This is a genomic window from Deinococcus arcticus, from assembly GCF_003028415.1.
GTDB lineage: Bacteria > Deinococcota > Deinococci > Deinococcales > Deinococcaceae > Deinococcus > Deinococcus arcticus.
Genome location: NZ_PYSV01000006.1, coordinates 37,586 through 52,917, shown reverse-complemented (window position 1 = coordinate 52,917; position 15,332 = coordinate 37,586). Strand labels below are relative to the sequence as shown.

Annotated in this window: 14 protein-coding genes; 10 read left to right on the top strand and 4 right to left on the bottom strand. The window is 71.6% G+C overall.

All coding sequences use genetic code 11. From position 1 onward, the window contains the following. Positions 1-12: 12 nt before the first annotated feature. Positions 13-1,938, top strand: a complete 1,926-nt coding sequence (locus C8263_RS07665) for a serine/threonine-protein kinase (protein WP_107137539.1) — start codon at positions 13-15, stop codon at positions 1,936-1,938. Between the two features lie 157 nt (positions 1,939-2,095). Beyond that, positions 2,096-2,395, top strand: coding sequence for a Sec-independent protein translocase subunit TatA/TatB (locus C8263_RS07660; RefSeq protein ID WP_107137538.1), 300 nt, complete (start codon positions 2,096-2,098; stop codon positions 2,393-2,395). 375 nt (positions 2,396-2,770) lie between these two features. Here C8263_RS07660 and C8263_RS07655 read toward each other — a convergent pair whose 3' ends face one another. Both C8263_RS07655 and C8263_RS07650 read right to left on the bottom strand, forming a co-directional pair. Further along, positions 2,771-4,276, bottom strand: a complete 1,506-nt coding sequence (locus C8263_RS07655) for a YifB family Mg chelatase-like AAA ATPase (RefSeq protein ID WP_107137537.1) — start codon at positions 4,274-4,276, stop codon at positions 2,771-2,773. 89 nt (positions 4,277-4,365) lie between these two features. Beyond that, positions 4,366-4,626, bottom strand: a complete 261-nt coding sequence (locus tag C8263_RS07650) for a hypothetical protein (protein WP_107137536.1) — start codon at positions 4,624-4,626, stop codon at positions 4,366-4,368. Between the two features lie 155 nt (positions 4,627-4,781). Between C8263_RS07650 and C8263_RS07645 the strand changes: the two genes are divergently transcribed. Genes C8263_RS07645 through C8263_RS07635 form a run of 3 tightly spaced genes read left to right on the top strand, consistent with a single transcriptional unit; the run spans position 4,782 to position 8,644 of the window. Then, positions 4,782-5,762: a hypothetical protein gene (locus C8263_RS07645; protein WP_107137535.1), complete on the top strand. Its 981-nt coding sequence runs from the start codon at positions 4,782-4,784 to the stop codon at positions 5,760-5,762. Beyond that, complete coding sequence (locus C8263_RS07640) at positions 5,752-6,849, top strand: [LysW]-lysine hydrolase (protein ID WP_107137534.1); 1,098 nt, start codon at positions 5,752-5,754, stop codon at positions 6,847-6,849. The genes C8263_RS07645 and C8263_RS07640 overlap by 11 nt, the downstream gene beginning before the upstream one ends. A gap of 52 nt (positions 6,850-6,901) precedes the next feature. Then, the gene (locus tag C8263_RS07635; RefSeq protein WP_107137670.1) at positions 6,902-8,644 is read left to right on the top strand and encodes an SLC13 family permease; all 1,743 of its coding nucleotides are present in this window, start codon (positions 6,902-6,904) and stop codon (positions 8,642-8,644) included. Positions 8,645-9,477: 833 nt separating this feature from the next. Here the strand turns inward: C8263_RS07635 and C8263_RS19470 are convergent. Beyond that, complete coding sequence (locus C8263_RS19470; protein WP_199188346.1) at positions 9,478-9,639, bottom strand: hypothetical protein; 162 nt, start codon at positions 9,637-9,639, stop codon at positions 9,478-9,480. Positions 9,640-9,686: 47 nt separating this feature from the next. Next, positions 9,687-10,970: an MFS transporter gene (locus tag C8263_RS07630; RefSeq protein ID WP_107137533.1), complete on the bottom strand. Its 1,284-nt coding sequence runs from the start codon at positions 10,968-10,970 to the stop codon at positions 9,687-9,689. 405 nt (positions 10,971-11,375) lie between these two features. Here C8263_RS07630 and C8263_RS07625 point away from each other — a divergent pair, with 405 nt between their 5' ends. From C8263_RS07625 to C8263_RS07605, 5 genes are all read left to right on the top strand, one after another. After that, a complete protein-coding gene (locus C8263_RS07625) occupies positions 11,376-12,401 on the top strand; it encodes a peptidoglycan endopeptidase (RefSeq protein ID WP_233218710.1) in 1,026 nt (341 codons plus the stop codon). Between the two features lie 352 nt (positions 12,402-12,753). After that, the gene (locus tag C8263_RS07620) at positions 12,754-13,626 is read left to right on the top strand and encodes a VOC family protein (protein ID WP_107137532.1); all 873 of its coding nucleotides are present in this window, start codon (positions 12,754-12,756) and stop codon (positions 13,624-13,626) included. Between the two features lie 10 nt (positions 13,627-13,636). After that, the gene (locus C8263_RS07615) at positions 13,637-14,473 is read left to right on the top strand and encodes a hypothetical protein (protein ID WP_107137531.1); all 837 of its coding nucleotides are present in this window, start codon (positions 13,637-13,639) and stop codon (positions 14,471-14,473) included. A gap of 104 nt (positions 14,474-14,577) precedes the next feature. After that, a complete protein-coding gene (locus C8263_RS07610; RefSeq protein WP_107137530.1) occupies positions 14,578-14,889 on the top strand; it encodes a Rieske 2Fe-2S domain-containing protein in 312 nt (103 codons plus the stop codon). A gap of 84 nt (positions 14,890-14,973) precedes the next feature. After that, complete coding sequence (locus C8263_RS07605) at positions 14,974-15,228, top strand: hypothetical protein (RefSeq protein WP_107137529.1); 255 nt, start codon at positions 14,974-14,976, stop codon at positions 15,226-15,228. Positions 15,229-15,332 lie beyond the last annotated feature (104 nt).

Sequence of the window (15,332 nt, the reverse complement as noted above, 5' to 3'; positions counted from 1 at the left end):
ACTCTTTTCCACATGCCGCTGGACACCGGTTCACAGCTTGCGGGGCGCTACAACCTGCTGACCCTGCTGGGCGAGGGCGGCAGCGCCCGCGTGTTCCGGGCCCACGACACCCTGCTCTCGCGGGACGTGGCCCTGAAGGTGCAGCACGCGCATGTGCCGCCTTCAGACCGCGAGCGCTTCCTGCGCGAGGTGCGCACCCTGGCCCGCCTGACCCACCCCGGGGTGGTGCCGGTGCTGGACCTGGGCACCGACCCGGAGGGCGGGCGGCCCTTTTTCACCATGCCGCTGATGACCGGCGGCCCGGTGACCGCCCTGGGCCCCCTGGAAGACGCCCCCTCGCCCCTGGCCCGCTTTCTCACGGCGGCGGCCTTCAGTGCGCGCGCCCTGCACTTTATCCACGAGCAGGGCATCACCCACCGCGACCTCACGCCCGGCAATGTTCTGCTGGACGAGGCGGGGCTGCCGCGCATCATGGATTTTGGGCTGGTGGCGCTCAGCGAACAGACCCGGCACCTCACGCGCAGCGGCGTGACCCTGGGAACCCCGGCCTACATGGCCCCCGAGCAGGCGCGCGGGGTGGGCGTGGGCCCTCACAGCGACCTGTACGCCCTGGGCGCGGTGCTGTACCGGGTGGCGTGCGGCAGCCCGCCGTTCATGGGCGACAGCGACCAGAGCGTGCTGTACCAGCATGTCTACGAGGCCCCGCCGGACCCCCGCGACCTGAACCCGGCGGTGCCCGACGCCGTGGCCCGGGTGCTGCTGCGGCTGCTGGCCAAGAAGGCCGAAGAGCGCCCGGACAGCGGCGAGGCGCTGGCCCACCTGTGGGCGCTGGCCCGGCGCGACGTCTGGCGGGCGCACGCACGCGGGCAGTACCGGGGCGGGCGCGCCCGCAGCGGCGAGCACCCCGACGGCCCGGCGCAGGTCTCGGGCCTGCGCGAAGCCTGGAGTGTGTCGCTGCCCGGGGAGGTCACGTGGCCCGCCGCCGTGATGGGCGAGGGCGATCTGGTGGCGGTGGGCACGCGCGGCGGCCAGCTGGTCCTGACCCACGCCTCGGGGCGGCCCTTTGCCACCTACGCGGCGCGCGACGAGGTAACGGCCCCCGCCACCTTTCAGGATGGCCACGTGCTGTTTGGCGCCTGGGACGGCACCCTGCGGCGCGTGAACCTGCTCAGTGGCGCGCAGCTGTGGCAACACCAGGCCCGCGCGGAATTCACAGGGGCCCCCACCCTGTGGGGCGGGCAGGTGCTGGCCAGCAGCCGCGACGGCCACCTGTACGCCCTGGATGCCCGCACAGGCGAACTGCGCTGGGCCTACCGCACCGCCGGGCCGGTGGCCGCCAGCCCGGTGCTGTGGGCCGGCGCCGCCCTGATCTGCGATGAAAGTGGCTGGCTGCACGCCCTGGACGCCCGCAGCGGCCACGCCCTGTGGAAGGTCGAGATCGGCACGGTGCACGGCACCCCCGCGCTGCTGCCCCTGGAGGGCGCCGAGGCCACCCTGGTCGTGGCCACCTGGGAGGGCGAGGTGCACGCACTGGCCCTGAGCGCCGCCAGTGGCCGCGCCGCGCTGGCCCCCGAGCCCACCCTGTGGACCTACGACCTGGAAGACGAGGTCTGGGCGGCCCCGGCGCTGAGCGGTGGGGTGGCGGTGCTGGCTGGCTGGGGCGGGGAAGTGCGGGCGCTGCGCCTGTCTGACGGTGAGGACCTGTGGGTTCACCGCCTGACCGGGCGGGTCACGGCCAGCCCAGTGATCAGCGCGGGGCTGGTCTTTCTGGCCTCCGAGGAAGGTGAGCTGTGTGCGCTGGACCTGCGCACCGGCCAGCCGCACTGGACGCACCGGGAGGCGGCGGGCGTGCAGGCCACTCCCCTGGCCGCCGACAGTACCCTGTACGTGGCCTTTATGAACGGCGTGCTGCGCGCCTACCGCGTGCCCGGCAGCTGAAGCGGGGCAGGGTTGAAGTGGGGTCCAGGCGCTCTCCTGGAGACTGTTCCCCGGCCGTCACGCCCCCGTTTCACACGGCGCTGACATTCTGTTTCCCGGGCGGGCCTACACTGAGGCCACGAACCGCCCTGCGGCCCGGTCCTCAAGGAGACGCCTCATGCCCAACATTGGTCCTGCTGAACTGATCGTGATTCTGATTGTCGCCCTGGTGGTGTTTGGTCCGCGCAAGTTGCCGGAACTGGGCAAGAGCCTGGGCGCAGGCCTGCGCGAATTTCGCCGCAGCACCCAGAGCCTGAAAGAGGATTTTGAAGGCAGCCTGCGCGACACGCCCCCGGCGGCCCCGGCCCAGACCATCGCCCCGGCAGCGGCGGCAGCGCCAGAGCCGGCTGCGCCGGTATCGGCCCAGAGCGTGGCCGCGCCGACCACGGCGGCACCCAGCCCCCCCGAGAGCCGCTAAAGCCGCTGTTGTTATACGGGTTCCGAAAAATTCCGTAACACGTTACGGAATTTTTCCGACCAGCGGAAGAAGGAAAAAATACGGATTTCCGGGAATTGGAGGAACATCCGGCTCTTTCCCGGATGTTACGGAAATGGACGGAATCCGTATTAGAGGGGCGCCGCCCTTGCCCGGTAGAGCAGTTCAGGGTTGAGCGGACGGGCACAGTGAGGGGGAGACACATGCTCCTCCGGGCGCGGCGCCGACTGGCCGGCTCTGTTCCGGCTTGTCGGCGCAGGAGCTGCACAGGCTGAAAGGGCCCCGCAAGTGCGCGGGGCTTTGTCTGCTGCGCCGCGCTGGAAGGTGCCGCCGCGGGAAACGCCCAGGGCCGCCAGGCTAGGCGCTGGCCAGATCGCGCGGGCGGTAGGTGACGGCCTCGGCCAGATGGGCTTCGCGAATGTCGTCGCTGCCCGCCAGATCGGCGACAGTGCGCGCCACGCGCAGCACCCGGTCAAAGCCGCGCCCGGTCAGGCCCAGCTGGCGGGCAGCGGCGCGGGCAAAGGCTTCGGGGCCGCTGCCCAGCGGGGCAGCCTGTCGCAGCGCCTGCCCGGCGAGGTCCGCGTTGCGCGCGCCCTGCCGGGCCTGCATGCGCTCGCGGGCGGCCTGCACCCGGGCGCGCACGCTGGCCGAGGGCTCGGGTTCGGGCGCGCGGGTCAGCTCGTCCACCGTCAGGCGCGGCACGCGCACCAGCAGGTCCAGGCGGTCCAGCAGCGGGCCACTCAGGCGCGCGGCGTAGCGGGTGCGCTCGGCAGGCGTGCAGGCGCAGCCCTTCTCCGGGTCGCCGTGGTGGCCGCAGGGGCAGGGGTTCATGGCGCCAATCAGCTGAAACCGCGCCGGGTACTGCACGCTGGCCCGCGCCCGGCTGATGGTCACGTGGCCGTCTTCCAGGGGTTGACGCAGGGTCTCCAGCGCCTTGCGCGAGAACTCGGGAAATTCATCGAGAAAGAGAATGCCCCGGTGCGCCAGGCTCACCTCGCCGGGGCGCGGCACGCTGCCCCCGCCGATCAGTCCGGCATCGGACACCGTGTGGTGTGGCGCGCGGTAGGGCGGATTCAGATTCAGTTGCCCGCGCGTGCCCAGCAGCCCGGCGGCCGAATGAATGCGGGTGACCTCCAGCGCCTCGGCGCGGGTCAGGGGTGGCAGCAGCCCCGGAGCGCGGCGGGCCAGCATGGTCTTGCCGCTGCCCGGCGAACCCACCAGCAGCAGGTTGTGCCCCCCGGCCACGGCGATTTCCAGCGCCCGGCGGGCCCCGGCCTGCCCCTTGAGGTCTGCCAGATCCAGCAGGTCATCCTCGGCGCGCTGGGGGGCCGGCGGCAGGGTCAGGTTCAGCGGCGCTTCCCCGCTGAAGTGCCGCACCGCGTCGGCCAGGTGGCGGGCGCCGTAGACCCGCAGGCCGTCAATCAGGGCTGCCTCGGGGGCGCTGCCTTCAGGCAGCAGCACCTCGGCCCCCAGGTTGGCGGCCAGCAGCGCCAGATTCACAGCCCCCGCAATGGAACGCACGCTGCCGTCCAGCGCCAGTTCGCCTGCAATCAGGGTGCCCGCCAGCGCGGCCTGGGGCAGCAGCTCCTGGGCCGCCAGCAGCCCCAGGGCAATGGGCAGGTCGTACAGGGGCCCTTCCTTGCGCAGGTCGGCCGGGGCGAGGTTCACTGTGATGCGCGCGGCCGGAAACGGCAGGCCAGCGTTGCGCACCGCCGCGCGCACGCGCTCACGCGCCTCGCTGACGGCCTGATCGGGCAGGCCCACCACAGTGAATGCCGGCAATCCGGGCGAGACATCCACCTCGACCTCCACGGGCACGGCGTCCACGCCGATCAGGGCCACACTGCGGGCGCGGGCCAGCATCAGGCGGGCCTCGGAAGGGCGAAGAACGTCACAGCGGGCAGGCTAGCAGGGGGGCCGCCCCGGCGCTGCCGCACTTGCGCCCCGGGCGCTTACTCCTCGCTGCTGTCGCGGTTCTCGCGGGTGCGGCCGTCGTCTGCGCCGCTGCCGCCTTCCACCAGGGCGCCGGGGCGCACCACGGCCGGCACGGCGCTGGTGGTGCCGTTCACCACAGCAGGCACCACCCCGGCGAGGTCATCGGCGCGGCGGTGCTCGCCGGGGCGCGGGTCGTTGACCTGGTTGCCGCTGTCGGCCTCAATCTCTTCCACGCTCTTGCCCAGGGGGGCGTCGCCATACCGGTTGTCGCCTGTCATAGGGCAGTGTGGGGCGCGGGGCCGCGCCCGGGGGTGAGAGGGCCGGCCGCCTTTTCTTTAGGCCCCCGGGCCGCCGCAGTGTTCACCGGAGGTTCAGGCGCTCTGGGCGCGGCCCGCAGCGGCGGGTATGCTGGGCGGGTCAAAGAGGAGGACCCATGACCCAGCGTGCCCCAAGTGAGCGAGCCGTGCAGGCCCTGCAGGCCACCGGTATGAATGAAACCCCCCTGGCGGCGCTGGAGCGCGACGACGCCCTGTTTGCCCTGACGGCCCAGACCCTGCTGTACCAGGACAGCGGCGGCACCCGCCGGGTGACCCTGCGCGACCTGACCCGCATTCACAGCGACCAGGAAGGCACCCTGCGGGTGGAAACCCCGGCAGGCACTGCCCTGAGCGCCAGCCTGCTGGGCTTCGATCCGGCCAGCGTGCAGCAGTTTTTCGGGCAGGTGCGCGACGCCACCGCCCGCGCCAAGGAGCAGCCGGGTTCGCCGCTGCCCCAGGCAGGCGCCGCCAAGACCTTTGCCCCGGCGCCTGCGTCAGCCCAGGGGGCGCCTGTGTCAGCGGCCCCGGCCCGCCCCGCCCCGGCGCCGCCGGCCCCCATCCCAACGGTTCGCCCGGTGACCACCCCGGCGGCAGAGCGGCCCACCCCGCCTGCCGCGTCCAGCCCGGCCGCCCGGCCGGCCGTCACCGAGGCGGCGCCCAGCTCCCAGCCTGTGCCCACCTCGCCCGAGCGGCCAGTCCCCACGCCCGTCGTCATCTCTTCGTCGGGGTTCAGCCCCAGCCCGGCGCGCCCAGAGGTGCGGCCAGACGCGCGGCCCGAGACGCCGGCCCCCCCGGCCCCTTCAGCGGGCCTGGCCCTGCGCGGATCAGCGGGGGCGGCGGCCACCCTGGCCCGGCAGGCCGATCAGGTGGCGGGTCTGGGTGGCCGCCTGCGGCTGCTGGGCGCCGTGCTGTTCGTGGGTGCCCTGGCCCTGGCCTTCTTTCAGTTTCAGGGCGGCGAGGCCCTGGCGGGGCTGTGGACCCTGCTGGCCGGCGGCGTGGGCACCATTGCCGTGATGGCGCTGGCCGATCTGGCCCGGCTGCTGGTGGCCCTGGCCCGCGCCTCGGTGGAGGGGGCCGGGCTTCTCGATGTGGACTGAGGGGGGAGGGCCAGAGGCGGCGCGCGAGTTGCTGCGCGGGGCCGTGGCCATTCCGTCGGTGTCGGGCCAGGAGGCGGCGGTGGCCGCGTACCTGCAGGGCTGGATGGCAGCGCGCGGCTTTCAGGCCCAGATTGACGGGGCGGGCAACGCCGTGGGGGTGCGCGGCCACGGGCCCCTGACCGTGGTGCTGCTGGGCCACATGGACACGGTGCCGGGCGACATTCCAGTGCGAGAGGAAGGTGGCGTGCTGTACGGGCGCGGCGCCGTGGACGCCAAGGGCCCCCTGTGCGCCTTCATGGCGGCGGTAGCGGCCCTGCCGGACACGGCGCTGGCCGCCGCGCGTTTCGTGGTGATCGGCGCCACCGAGGAGGAGGCCCCCAGCAGCCGGGGCGCCCACCACGCCGCGCGCACGTGGCAGCCGGACGCCGTGCTGATTGGCGAGCCCAGCGGCTGGGAAGGGCTGACCCTGGGTTACAAGGGGCGGCTGGTGCTCAGGGCCCAGGCCGAGTGCCACAACTTTCACACGGCGGGCGAGGGCCAGAGTGCCGGCGACGATTTGACCGAGGCGTGGTTCCGGGTGCGGGCCTGGGCGGCGCAGGCGGGCGAGCCCGGAGCCGTGTTCGGCGGTGTGCAGGCCACTGTGCAGGACCTGCAGGCGGGCACTGACGGCCTGACCCAGCGCGCCTCGGGCACCTTTGGGCTGCGGCTGCCGCCTGCGGTGTCGCCTGAGGCGGCGGAAGCGGCCATCCGGGCGGCACTGGCTGACCTGAACACCGTGTCCCTGACCTTCGTGGGCCATGAACACGCGGTGCGCCACCCCCGGGACAACGCCCTGACCCGCGCCCTGCGGGTGGGCATTCGCGCGCAGGGCGGCACACCCGTGTTCAAGGTCAAGACCGGCACCAGCGACATGAACGTGGTGGCCCCGCACTGGCCGGTGCCCACCCTGGCGTATGGCCCGGGTGACAGCGCCCTGGACCACACCCCGAACGAGCACCTGGACCTGGCCGAGTACGACCGCGCCGTGGCCGTGCTGAGAGCCGCGCTGGAGCACCTCGCGGCGGGGGCTGCTCCCAAGGCCGGGTAAATCTGGCCTTCACTTGCCGGGCCGTGCGCAGCGGGCATAGTGCCGGGCGATGCTGGAACCTGTCACGCTGATTCTGGGGCTGTTCGTGGTGGCCCTGGTGCTGTTTGCCACCGAGTGGCTGCCGGTGGATGTCACGGCCCTGGGGCTGCTCTCGGCGCTGCTGGTGCTGGGGCTGGTCACGCCCAAGGCCGCCTTTGCCGGCTTTGGCAGCGACACGGTGCTCACCCTGGCCTCGCTGTTCATCCTGACGCGGGTGCTGCTGCGCGCCGGCGTGATCGAATGGATCGGGGCGGCGCTGGTGCGGCGCTCGCGCAACGCGGCTGGCACCCTGCGCGCGCTGCTGGGCACGGTGGCCGGGGTCAGCGCCTTCACCAGCAACACCGCCACCACCGCCGTGTTTCTGCCGGTGGTGTCCGGGGTGGCCCGCCGGGCCGGCATTCCAGCCAGTCGCGCCCTGATGCCGCTGGCTTACGCCAGCATTCTGGGCGGCACCATCACGGTGATTGGCACGAGCACCAACCTCGTGGTGTCGGGGGCGCTGCCAGCCACCGGGCAGAAGCCACTGGGGTTTTTCGAACTGGCCTGGGTGGGCGTGCCGGTGGCTGTGGTGGGGTTGCTGTACCTGTTTTTCGTGGCGCCCCGGTTGCTGCCGGTGCGTGACCTGGCTCTGGAAGACCGCCTGCGCGCCTATCTGGCCGACCTGACGGTGGTGCCCGGCAGCGCGCTGGCCGGCCAGACCCTGCGGGAATCTGGCCTGGGCCGCGACCACGGCCTCACGGTGGTGGCCGCGCGCCGGGGCCAGGACACCCGGTATGCGCCGGGCCCGGACTTCCGCATAGAGGAGGGCGACACCCTGACCGTGGAGGGGCACACCGAGCGCATTCTGGCGGGCAAAAGCACCCTGGGTGTGGTCAGCAAGAGCGAGCAGAAGCTGCAGGCTGCCGACCCCGGGGGCGTGCGGCTGCTGGAGGCGGTGGTCATGCCGGGCTCGGGGTTGCTGGGCCGCACCCTCAAAGAGTCACGCTTCCGCGAGCGCTACGGGGTGTCGGTGCTGGCGCTGCACCGCCGCGCACGCACCACCGAACGCCTGGCGGGCCTGCGGGTACAGGTGGGCGACGTGCTGCTGGTGCAGGGCAGCCCCGAGCGGCTGGGCGCCCTGGGCGATCATCTGGCGGTCCTGGGCGACGTGACCGAGCACGCCCGCGATCTGCGCCGCGCCCCGCTGGCCCTGCTGCTGTTTGGCGGCGCCGTGGTGCTGGGTGGCCTGGGGGTGGTACCGCTGGCCGTGGCGGTGGTGGTGGCTGTGGCCCTCAGCCTGGCCCTTCGCCTGCTCACCCCCGAAGAGGCGTACGGCGCGGTGGAGTGGCCGGTGATCGTGCTGGTGGCCTGCATGCTGGCCTTTGGGAGCGCCTTTGAAAGCAGCGGCGCGGCGCGGGTGCTTACCGGCGCCCTGTCCGGGGTGCTGGAACCGCTGGGGCCCTACGGCCTGCTGGCGGCGCTGTTTGTGGTCACGGTGGCCCTCACCCAGCCCATGAGCAATCAGGCGGCGGCCCTGGTGATGCTGCCGCTGGCCATTGGCACGGCGGGGGCACTGGGCTATGACCCTCGCCCCTTCATCATTGGCATCACCGTGGCGGCCAGCAACTCGTTTATCACGCCGCTGGAGCCCTCGTGCATGCTGGTCTACGGCCCAGGGCGCTACACCTTTGCCGATTTTGTACGGGTGGGCGCAGGCTTAACGGCGGTGACGTTCGTGGTGGCCCTGCTGGTGATTCCCCGCGTCTGGCCGTTCTGAGACGGACTCCGTCTATGCCCGGAACATCCGGGAAGAAGGGGGATGGTCCCACCTTCGGCTGGGGGCGGTCCAATGCCCGGACATCCATCTCCCTTCCTGCTCTGCTCCGCAGCGCTGCGATTCCCTCTGGTCGGAAACATTCCGTCATGGGGTACAGCATTGTTCGGAACTCGGATGAGCAATGGGTCGGACAGTTTCAGCATCCAAAGCGGCGAGAGGCGATGAACACGATGCTTTTACCCCTTTCCCCTTGCAGGGGACTCGCAGAGTTGCGCCGCAGAGGCTGGGAGGGGGGTCGGCGGGCCTGGCGTTCTGGACAACCTTTTCGCACCCGCCGCCTCAACAGTCTTGAAAACTGTCCGGACCATTGATGAGACGGACTCCGATGGAATCGCTGGCAAAAGCGGTTTATCTGAGTGGACGGGCATTGCGGCGCAGCAGCGCGAGAAAGAGAAAAACGCACTTCCAGGTGTGCGGACAGTTTCGGAGTCCCAGACGACCTGGGGCAATCAAAACGGTGTGTTTGCCCCTCCCTCCTTGTGGGGGACTCACAGAGCTGCGCCGCAGGAGCCAGGAGGAGGTCTGCGAACTCAGCGTTCCAGACAACATTCTGGTCCTTGCTTGCTCAACAGACGTGAAACCGGTCCATGACCTCCCGGCGTGGCGTTGATCAGCGGGTTCTGTTCGGGTTCATTGGTGCAACAGGCGGCGGTCCGTCTGATTGGCCCAGGTGCGGCGCTGCTGGCCGTGCCTGCGCGCCTTACCCCGACCCTCACTCCATAAGCCAACCGTCACCCCGGCGCGCAGTGGGGTGACGGTTAGCGCGGCGACGGCTAAATAAACAGCGGCGCGTCAGGGTCGTCGGGCAGGGGGCGGTCCTTGCGGGCCAGCAGCGCGGCGGTGGTGCCAATCCCGATGATCGCGCCCAGGGCAATCACGATCAGCGCCCAGGTCATGCGCGCGTGCGATTGGTCAGGATTGCGGTCTGAAGCCATGGCCGCAGGATACCAGGGCGCCCCCAGACACGTTCCTTACACGGAGTTCAGAGTTTTGGCGTGGCCGTTGGCAGCGTGCGCGGCAGGCGGGTCCACAGCAGCAGCAGGGCCGCGCCGCCCAGGGCCACCAGCGCCAGCAGGCCCCAGCGCGGCCCCAGCACCCAGTCACGGCTGATCAGGGTGCTGGCAATCAGGGCGCCGGGCGGGCCCATGCCCACCAGTACAAAGGAATACAGGCTCATCACCCGGCCGCGCAGGGCGTCGGGGATGGTCAGCTGCACTGTGCTGTTGGCGCTGACCAGCAGGCTCAGCATGCCAAAGCCGCAGGCGGCCAGCACCGGAAAAGCCAGTGTGGGCCCCGGAGTCAGTGCCAGCAGGGCCGCGCTGCCCAGCAGCAACAGGGCCCCTACGCGCAGGTTGCGCAGCGGGTTGGGCTTGCTGGCCTGCCACAGCGCTCCCGCCATGGCCCCAATCCCAAAGGCCGCCGACAGCGCCCCGAAGGTGGCTTCGCGGGCGCCAAACACCACGCGGGCGTAATACGGAATGATCACGTTGAAATTGATGATGGTCAGGCTGAGTGCCCCCACCAGCAGCATCACGTTGCGCACGGTGGGCGTGGCACGCACGTAGCGCAGGCCCTCGCCAATGTCGGCCAGCATGCTGGCGGGCCGGGCCTGTTCGCGCTCTGGAAAGGGGAGGGTGGCCAGTACGTACAGCACCACGAAAAAGGAGGCCACATTCAGATAGAAGGGCAGGGCCAGCCGGGCCACGTTCTCGCTGTTGCCCCCGGCCAGCAGCGTGACCCCCACGGCCGCCACCACCCCGAAGAGGGCCTGACCCACGGTGCGGCTCACGTTAAATGACAGGCTGTTCAGGGCCACCGCATTGGACACGTCGCTGCGCGGCACGAAGTCCACGACCATGCTCTGACGCGCGGGCATGTCAAAGGCGTTGGCCACGCCCCCCACAAAGGCGATGGCCATCACCAGCGGCAGGCTCACCACGTTCAGGTGAGTGGTGACGGCCAGGGCCAGCGCGGTCAGCAGCAGGGTGATCTGGGTGGCCAGCAGCACCTGTCGCCGGGGCACCCGGTCAATCACCGCCCCCGCGAACAGCGATAGCAGCAGGCTGGGCGTGAACTGCGCCACCGTTACCCAGCCCAGCGCCGCACTGGAGCCCCCCGACAGTTCCAGCACCAGGTACTGCTGGGCTGTGGCCTGCATCCACGACCCCACCAGCGAGAGCAGCTGAGAGAACCAGTAGCGCCGGTAGTCCGGGTGGCGCAGGGCCGAGAACGTGCGCTGGCGCCAGGCGCTCAGGCCGGCAGTCATGAGGAACTCGGGGCGGTGGGGTCGGCCTGCGGGCCAGCGGGAGAGACCTGGGGGGAGGGTGCCGTGCGCGTCACGCGCCCACCATACGCCCGCTCTCAGCCCCGGCTGTGAGCTGGGTTCCACCCGGCGGGACAGGGGCCATCTGCGCCTGCACGTGGCCTCAGCCTGCCCTCAGTCAGGATTCCTCAGGTCGCTGCCCCCCACCCAGGCCCTCGTCACCGCGCTGGCCGTGCCGCAGCGCCCCTGCTGGGGGCAAAGACTTGGCAGGCCCCTGGCCCCCGTGTTACGGTGCGCGGGTCAACCTCTGGTGATTTCTTCACGCTGTCCTCATGGCGGTTTCTGCCGTCTTGCCCCCTGCCGAGTGAACCCGTGACCCATGCCCTTTTCTGTGCTTCTGCTCGCTCCGTGCTGCTGGCCAGTGCGCTGCTGCTTGGCGCGGCCAGTGCCCAGAGCGCCCCGGCGGATCTGCGCGCGGCTGTCAGCGTGACAGTGCAGGCCGGTGATACCGCGTACAGCCTGGCCCGCCGCGCGGGCCTGAGCGTGGAAGCCCTGCTGGCCCTGAACGGCCTGGGCGCCCCAACCCTGAAGGTGGGCCAGGTGCTGACTCTCCGGACAATGCCGGGGGCTTCGGCCGGCCCGGTGGTGCAGGCCCAGAGCCTCCCGGCGGCGGCGCCCGCCCTGTTCCATACGGTGCAGGCAGGCGAGACTCTGTATGCCCTGGCCCGGCGCTACGGCGTCACGGTGGACGCCCTGCTGGCCGCCAACCGTCTGCCGGTGGGCGCGGTGCTGCGCGCGGGGCAGGTGCTGGCCCTGCCGGCGGGTGCGCAGGCACCGGCCTCACCGGTGGCCGGCGCGGTGCCCGTCGCGTCGCCGGCACCCGCCGCGTCGCCAGCCGGAACCGGCGTTCAGGGTTCGCCCTTTGTGCCCGGAGGACCCACGCCCAGCGCGCCTCAGGTGCAGCCCGGGGCCCCCATGCCGCAGCCGGGGCGGCCCACGGGGCAGGCGCCTGCCTCAGCCATCCCTGTGCGGAGTGCCGTGCCCGACACCGACTGGCGCCAGGCTGCGCTGGCGCTGCTGGACACCCCTTATGTGTACGGCGGCACCACGCCGCGCGGCACCGATTGCAGCGGCCTCGTGCTGCAGGTCTTCACGCCGCTGGGTCTGAGCCTGCCGCGCACCAGCGCCGATCAGGCGCGGGCCGGGCAAGCGGTGGACCAGGGCGACCTGCAGCCCGGCGACCTTGTGTTTTTTGACACCGAGGGCCGGGGCCGGGTGACCCATGTGGGCATCTATCTGGGCGAGGACCAGTTCGTGAGCGCCAACAGCTACCAGGGCCGCGTGACGGTGGATACCCTGCGCGCCGACCGCTACTGGGGCCCGCGCTACCTGCTGGCCCGCCGCATCCTGACCGGGCCCCTGGCCGGGCGGTAGGCGCGGCCCATCCAGCCCGAGCAACAGCAAGTAGGGACCGCGCGCTGCAGGCCAGCTGAACCAAAGGGGCACGCCTGAGTTCATGTCAGCCGCCGTGCCCTGGCCTGCGGCCAGCACAGGGCCAGCAGCAATGGGGCCAGCCGCCCAGCCTCCAGCAGCGCGTCCAGGAGCAGGAGCAGCTGCAACACCTCGTGCAGGGCCGCCAGCAGCCTTGACCCAGCCGCTTGAACCTCCTGTGAGTAAGGGGTTCAGATGAGTCAACACCTCATGGCCTTAGAGGACATTCCGCTTTGGGAGAAGTGTGAAATGCAAACTGCTTGATTTTTCAAAGTAAAAAGAGCAAACTGAGGCCATGTCTCCTGCTGCCTATCCTTCGCTTGGCCCGGTTCATCTGCGCGTGCGCGATCTGCCCGGTGTGGCCCGCTTCTATGCCGGGCTGCTGGGGCTGCAGGCCACCGCGCTCTCGGGCACCCAGACGCAGCTGTCGGCCCAGGGTACGCCGCTGCTGCTGCTGGAGGCGGCGCCCGATCTGCCCCTGGCCCCGCACACCCGCCCGGGGCTGTTCCACACAGCCTTTCTGCTGCCCAGCCGCGCTGCCCTGGGCCGCTGGCTGGCGCACGCCGCGCGCCTGGGGGTGCGCCTGGGCAGCGGGGATCATCTGGTCAGCGAGGCGTTTTACCTGAACGACCCCGAGGGCAACGGCATTGAGGTGTATGCCGACCGACCGCGCCAGGACTGGCAATGGTCCGGCGGTCAGGTGCAGATGGACACCCGCGCAGTGGACACGGCGGCCGTGCTGGGTGCCGCTGGCCTGGACGCGCGCACCCTGGGCCGCGCCACCGTGACAGCGGCGCCGGGCAGCGCTGTGGTTGGCCACGTGCACCTGAAAGTGGGCAGCGCCGCAGAAGCCGCGCGCTGGTACGCGCAGGCACTGGGGCTGGACGTGGTGGCGCGCCTGCCGGGCGCCGCCTTTCTCTCCTGGGGCGGCTACCACCACCACTTCGGGCTCAACGAGTGGCACACGGCGGGGCAGGGGCGCCCCCAGACGCCGGCCGCTGGGCTGGCGGGGGTGACGGTGCTGGCCCCAGACCTCGCCTCGCTGCGGGCTCGCCTGGACGTCCTGCCTGACGCCCTGGTCAACGCACACCCGGATGGCGGCTCCCTGAACCTGGAGGACCCCTGGGGCAACCGCCTGACCGTGAATGAGGCCCGGGTTCTGGCGTAAGCTCGGACCCATGCGCTCCCTGCTGCCTCTGCTGCTGTGCGGTCTTGCGGCCGCCGCCCCGGTGCCGACGGTCACGCCGGTGCTGGCCACCCTGCCCGGCGAGGCCGCGCCCTACCTGCTGGGCGCCTGGACCGGGCGCAACTGGGTGGGCCCGGCCCCGGCCCGGGCCCAGGTGGCGGCGGGGGCCAGCTACACCCGCCTGAGCCTGGGTGCCCGCCCACAGGCGGTGCGCGGCGCCGGGGTGCGCCCCCTGGACGTACCCTGCGAGCAGACGCTGACCGTGCCCGTTTCGCCTGCTCCCGCGCTGCCGGGCGGCGCCCTGTTTGTGGGGGGTGGCGGACGACCCCAGCCGCGCCCGGTCACGCTGCTGCCCACCACCAACGCCACCTATGCGGCGCTGGTGCGCGCTGAACTGGTGCGCCGGGGCCTCCAGGCGCCGGTGGTGCGCCTGACCCGGCTGGTCCGGGCGGATCTGGACGGCAACGGCACCCAGGAGGTGCTGATAGAAGCCAGCCGCTTCCGCGAGCGCAGTGGCCATTTCCCCCCGCCTGTAGGTCAGAGCGGCGATTACAGCCTGCTGCTGCTGCGGCAGGTGGTGGCCGGGCGGGCCGTGACCACGGTGCTGGGCGAACACGTGGCGCCCCTGAAGTCCTGGGACCCGGGCAGCGACGCCCCCATGCCCATGGCCACCCTGTACCGCCTGGCCGGGGTGGCCGACCTGAACGGCGACGGCCGGATGGAACTGGCCGTGTTCGGCGCCTACTACGAGGGCGCCGGCGTGAGCGTGCTGGAGTGGACCCCGGCCGGGGTGCGTCAGACCCCGCTGGAAAGCGGCTGCGGCGTCTAGGGCAGGTGCGGGGCCGCTGTTGGCCGCTCCAGAGCGGCGCGCTCGCTTCGCCGGGATCTGGGGGGCGGGGCCGCCGGGCGCCCCATGCTCTACACTCGGCCACCATGAGCGAGCGTGTGCTGGTGGGACCGGTCGAGGCGCTGCCCGAGGGCGGGCAGACCCAGGTGAGCGTGGAAGGCGTGAGTGTGGTGGTGGTGCAATTTGAAGGGCAGTTCTACGCCCTGCGCAACAACTGCACGCACAAGGATTACCCGCTGCTGGGCGGCGAGGTGAGTGCTGGGCGCATCACCTGCGAGAAGCACGGCGCCAGGTTTGAACTGGCCACCGGCAAGCCCCGCGCGCTGCCCGCCGTCAAGCCGGTGCGTGTGTACCGCACCGAGGTGGAGGCGGGCCAGCTGTATGTCTGCCCGCTGTAAGGGGCGCTGTCGGGGCGTACAGTAAGGGCGTCCGCTTTGTTGCCCCGCCGCTCTCAGCGTGCCTGCCCGGCCGCAGGGGGATTCATGCTGGAAGGTCCGCAGGCCAGGAAACGCAAGCGTAAACTTCAGAACGGAGCGCCGGAGCAGGCCCCCGCGCCCGAGCCACTGGTGCCCAATCTGCGCGACTCGCGGGCGCCGGGGCCCGTGCCTGCGCCCCGGTCGCCCCGGCGGGTCACCCTGGCGGCGCATTCCCCACCCAGCTCAAAGGACCTGGGCACAGACGGGCCAGGCACGGACGAGGCCCCAGCCCTGCGCCGCCGCGCCCAGCGCCGCCGCTGAGCGGCCCCCGACAGCTGCTGATCAGCACTCCGGTTGCACCGTTATGTCAACGGTTCAAGCCCAGCTGCGCCAGGGGGAATGCGGGTTTCAGGCGTGGCGCTGGC

What these genes read in the sequence shown, in the direction of transcription:
- C8263_RS07665 (WP_107137539.1), top strand. Translation starts at nt 13, where the DNA reads ATGCCGCTGGACACCGGTTCACAGCTTGCGGGGCGCTACAACCTGCTG.
- C8263_RS07660 (WP_107137538.1), top strand. Translation starts at nt 2,096, where the DNA reads ATGCCCAACATTGGTCCTGCTGAACTGATCGTGATTCTGATTGTCGCC.
- C8263_RS07655 (WP_107137537.1), bottom strand. Translation starts at nt 4,276, where the DNA reads ATGCTGGCCCGCGCCCGCAGTGTGGCCCTGATCGGCGTGGACGCCGTG.
- C8263_RS07650 (WP_107137536.1), bottom strand. Translation starts at nt 4,626, where the DNA reads ATGACAGGCGACAACCGGTATGGCGACGCCCCCCTGGGCAAGAGCGTG.
- C8263_RS07645 (WP_107137535.1), top strand. Translation starts at nt 4,782, where the DNA reads ATGACCCAGCGTGCCCCAAGTGAGCGAGCCGTGCAGGCCCTGCAGGCC.
- C8263_RS07640 (WP_107137534.1), top strand. Translation starts at nt 5,752, where the DNA reads ATGTGGACTGAGGGGGGAGGGCCAGAGGCGGCGCGCGAGTTGCTGCGC.
- C8263_RS19470 (WP_199188346.1), bottom strand. Translation starts at nt 9,639, where the DNA reads ATGGCTTCAGACCGCAATCCTGACCAATCGCACGCGCGCATGACCTGG.
- C8263_RS07630 (WP_107137533.1), bottom strand. Translation starts at nt 10,970, where the DNA reads ATGACTGCCGGCCTGAGCGCCTGGCGCCAGCGCACGTTCTCGGCCCTG.
- C8263_RS07620 (WP_107137532.1), top strand. Translation starts at nt 12,754, where the DNA reads ATGTCTCCTGCTGCCTATCCTTCGCTTGGCCCGGTTCATCTGCGCGTG.
- C8263_RS07615 (WP_107137531.1), top strand. Translation starts at nt 13,637, where the DNA reads ATGCGCTCCCTGCTGCCTCTGCTGCTGTGCGGTCTTGCGGCCGCCGCC.
- C8263_RS07610 (WP_107137530.1), top strand. Translation starts at nt 14,578, where the DNA reads ATGAGCGAGCGTGTGCTGGTGGGACCGGTCGAGGCGCTGCCCGAGGGC.
- C8263_RS07605 (WP_107137529.1), top strand. Translation starts at nt 14,974, where the DNA reads ATGCTGGAAGGTCCGCAGGCCAGGAAACGCAAGCGTAAACTTCAGAAC.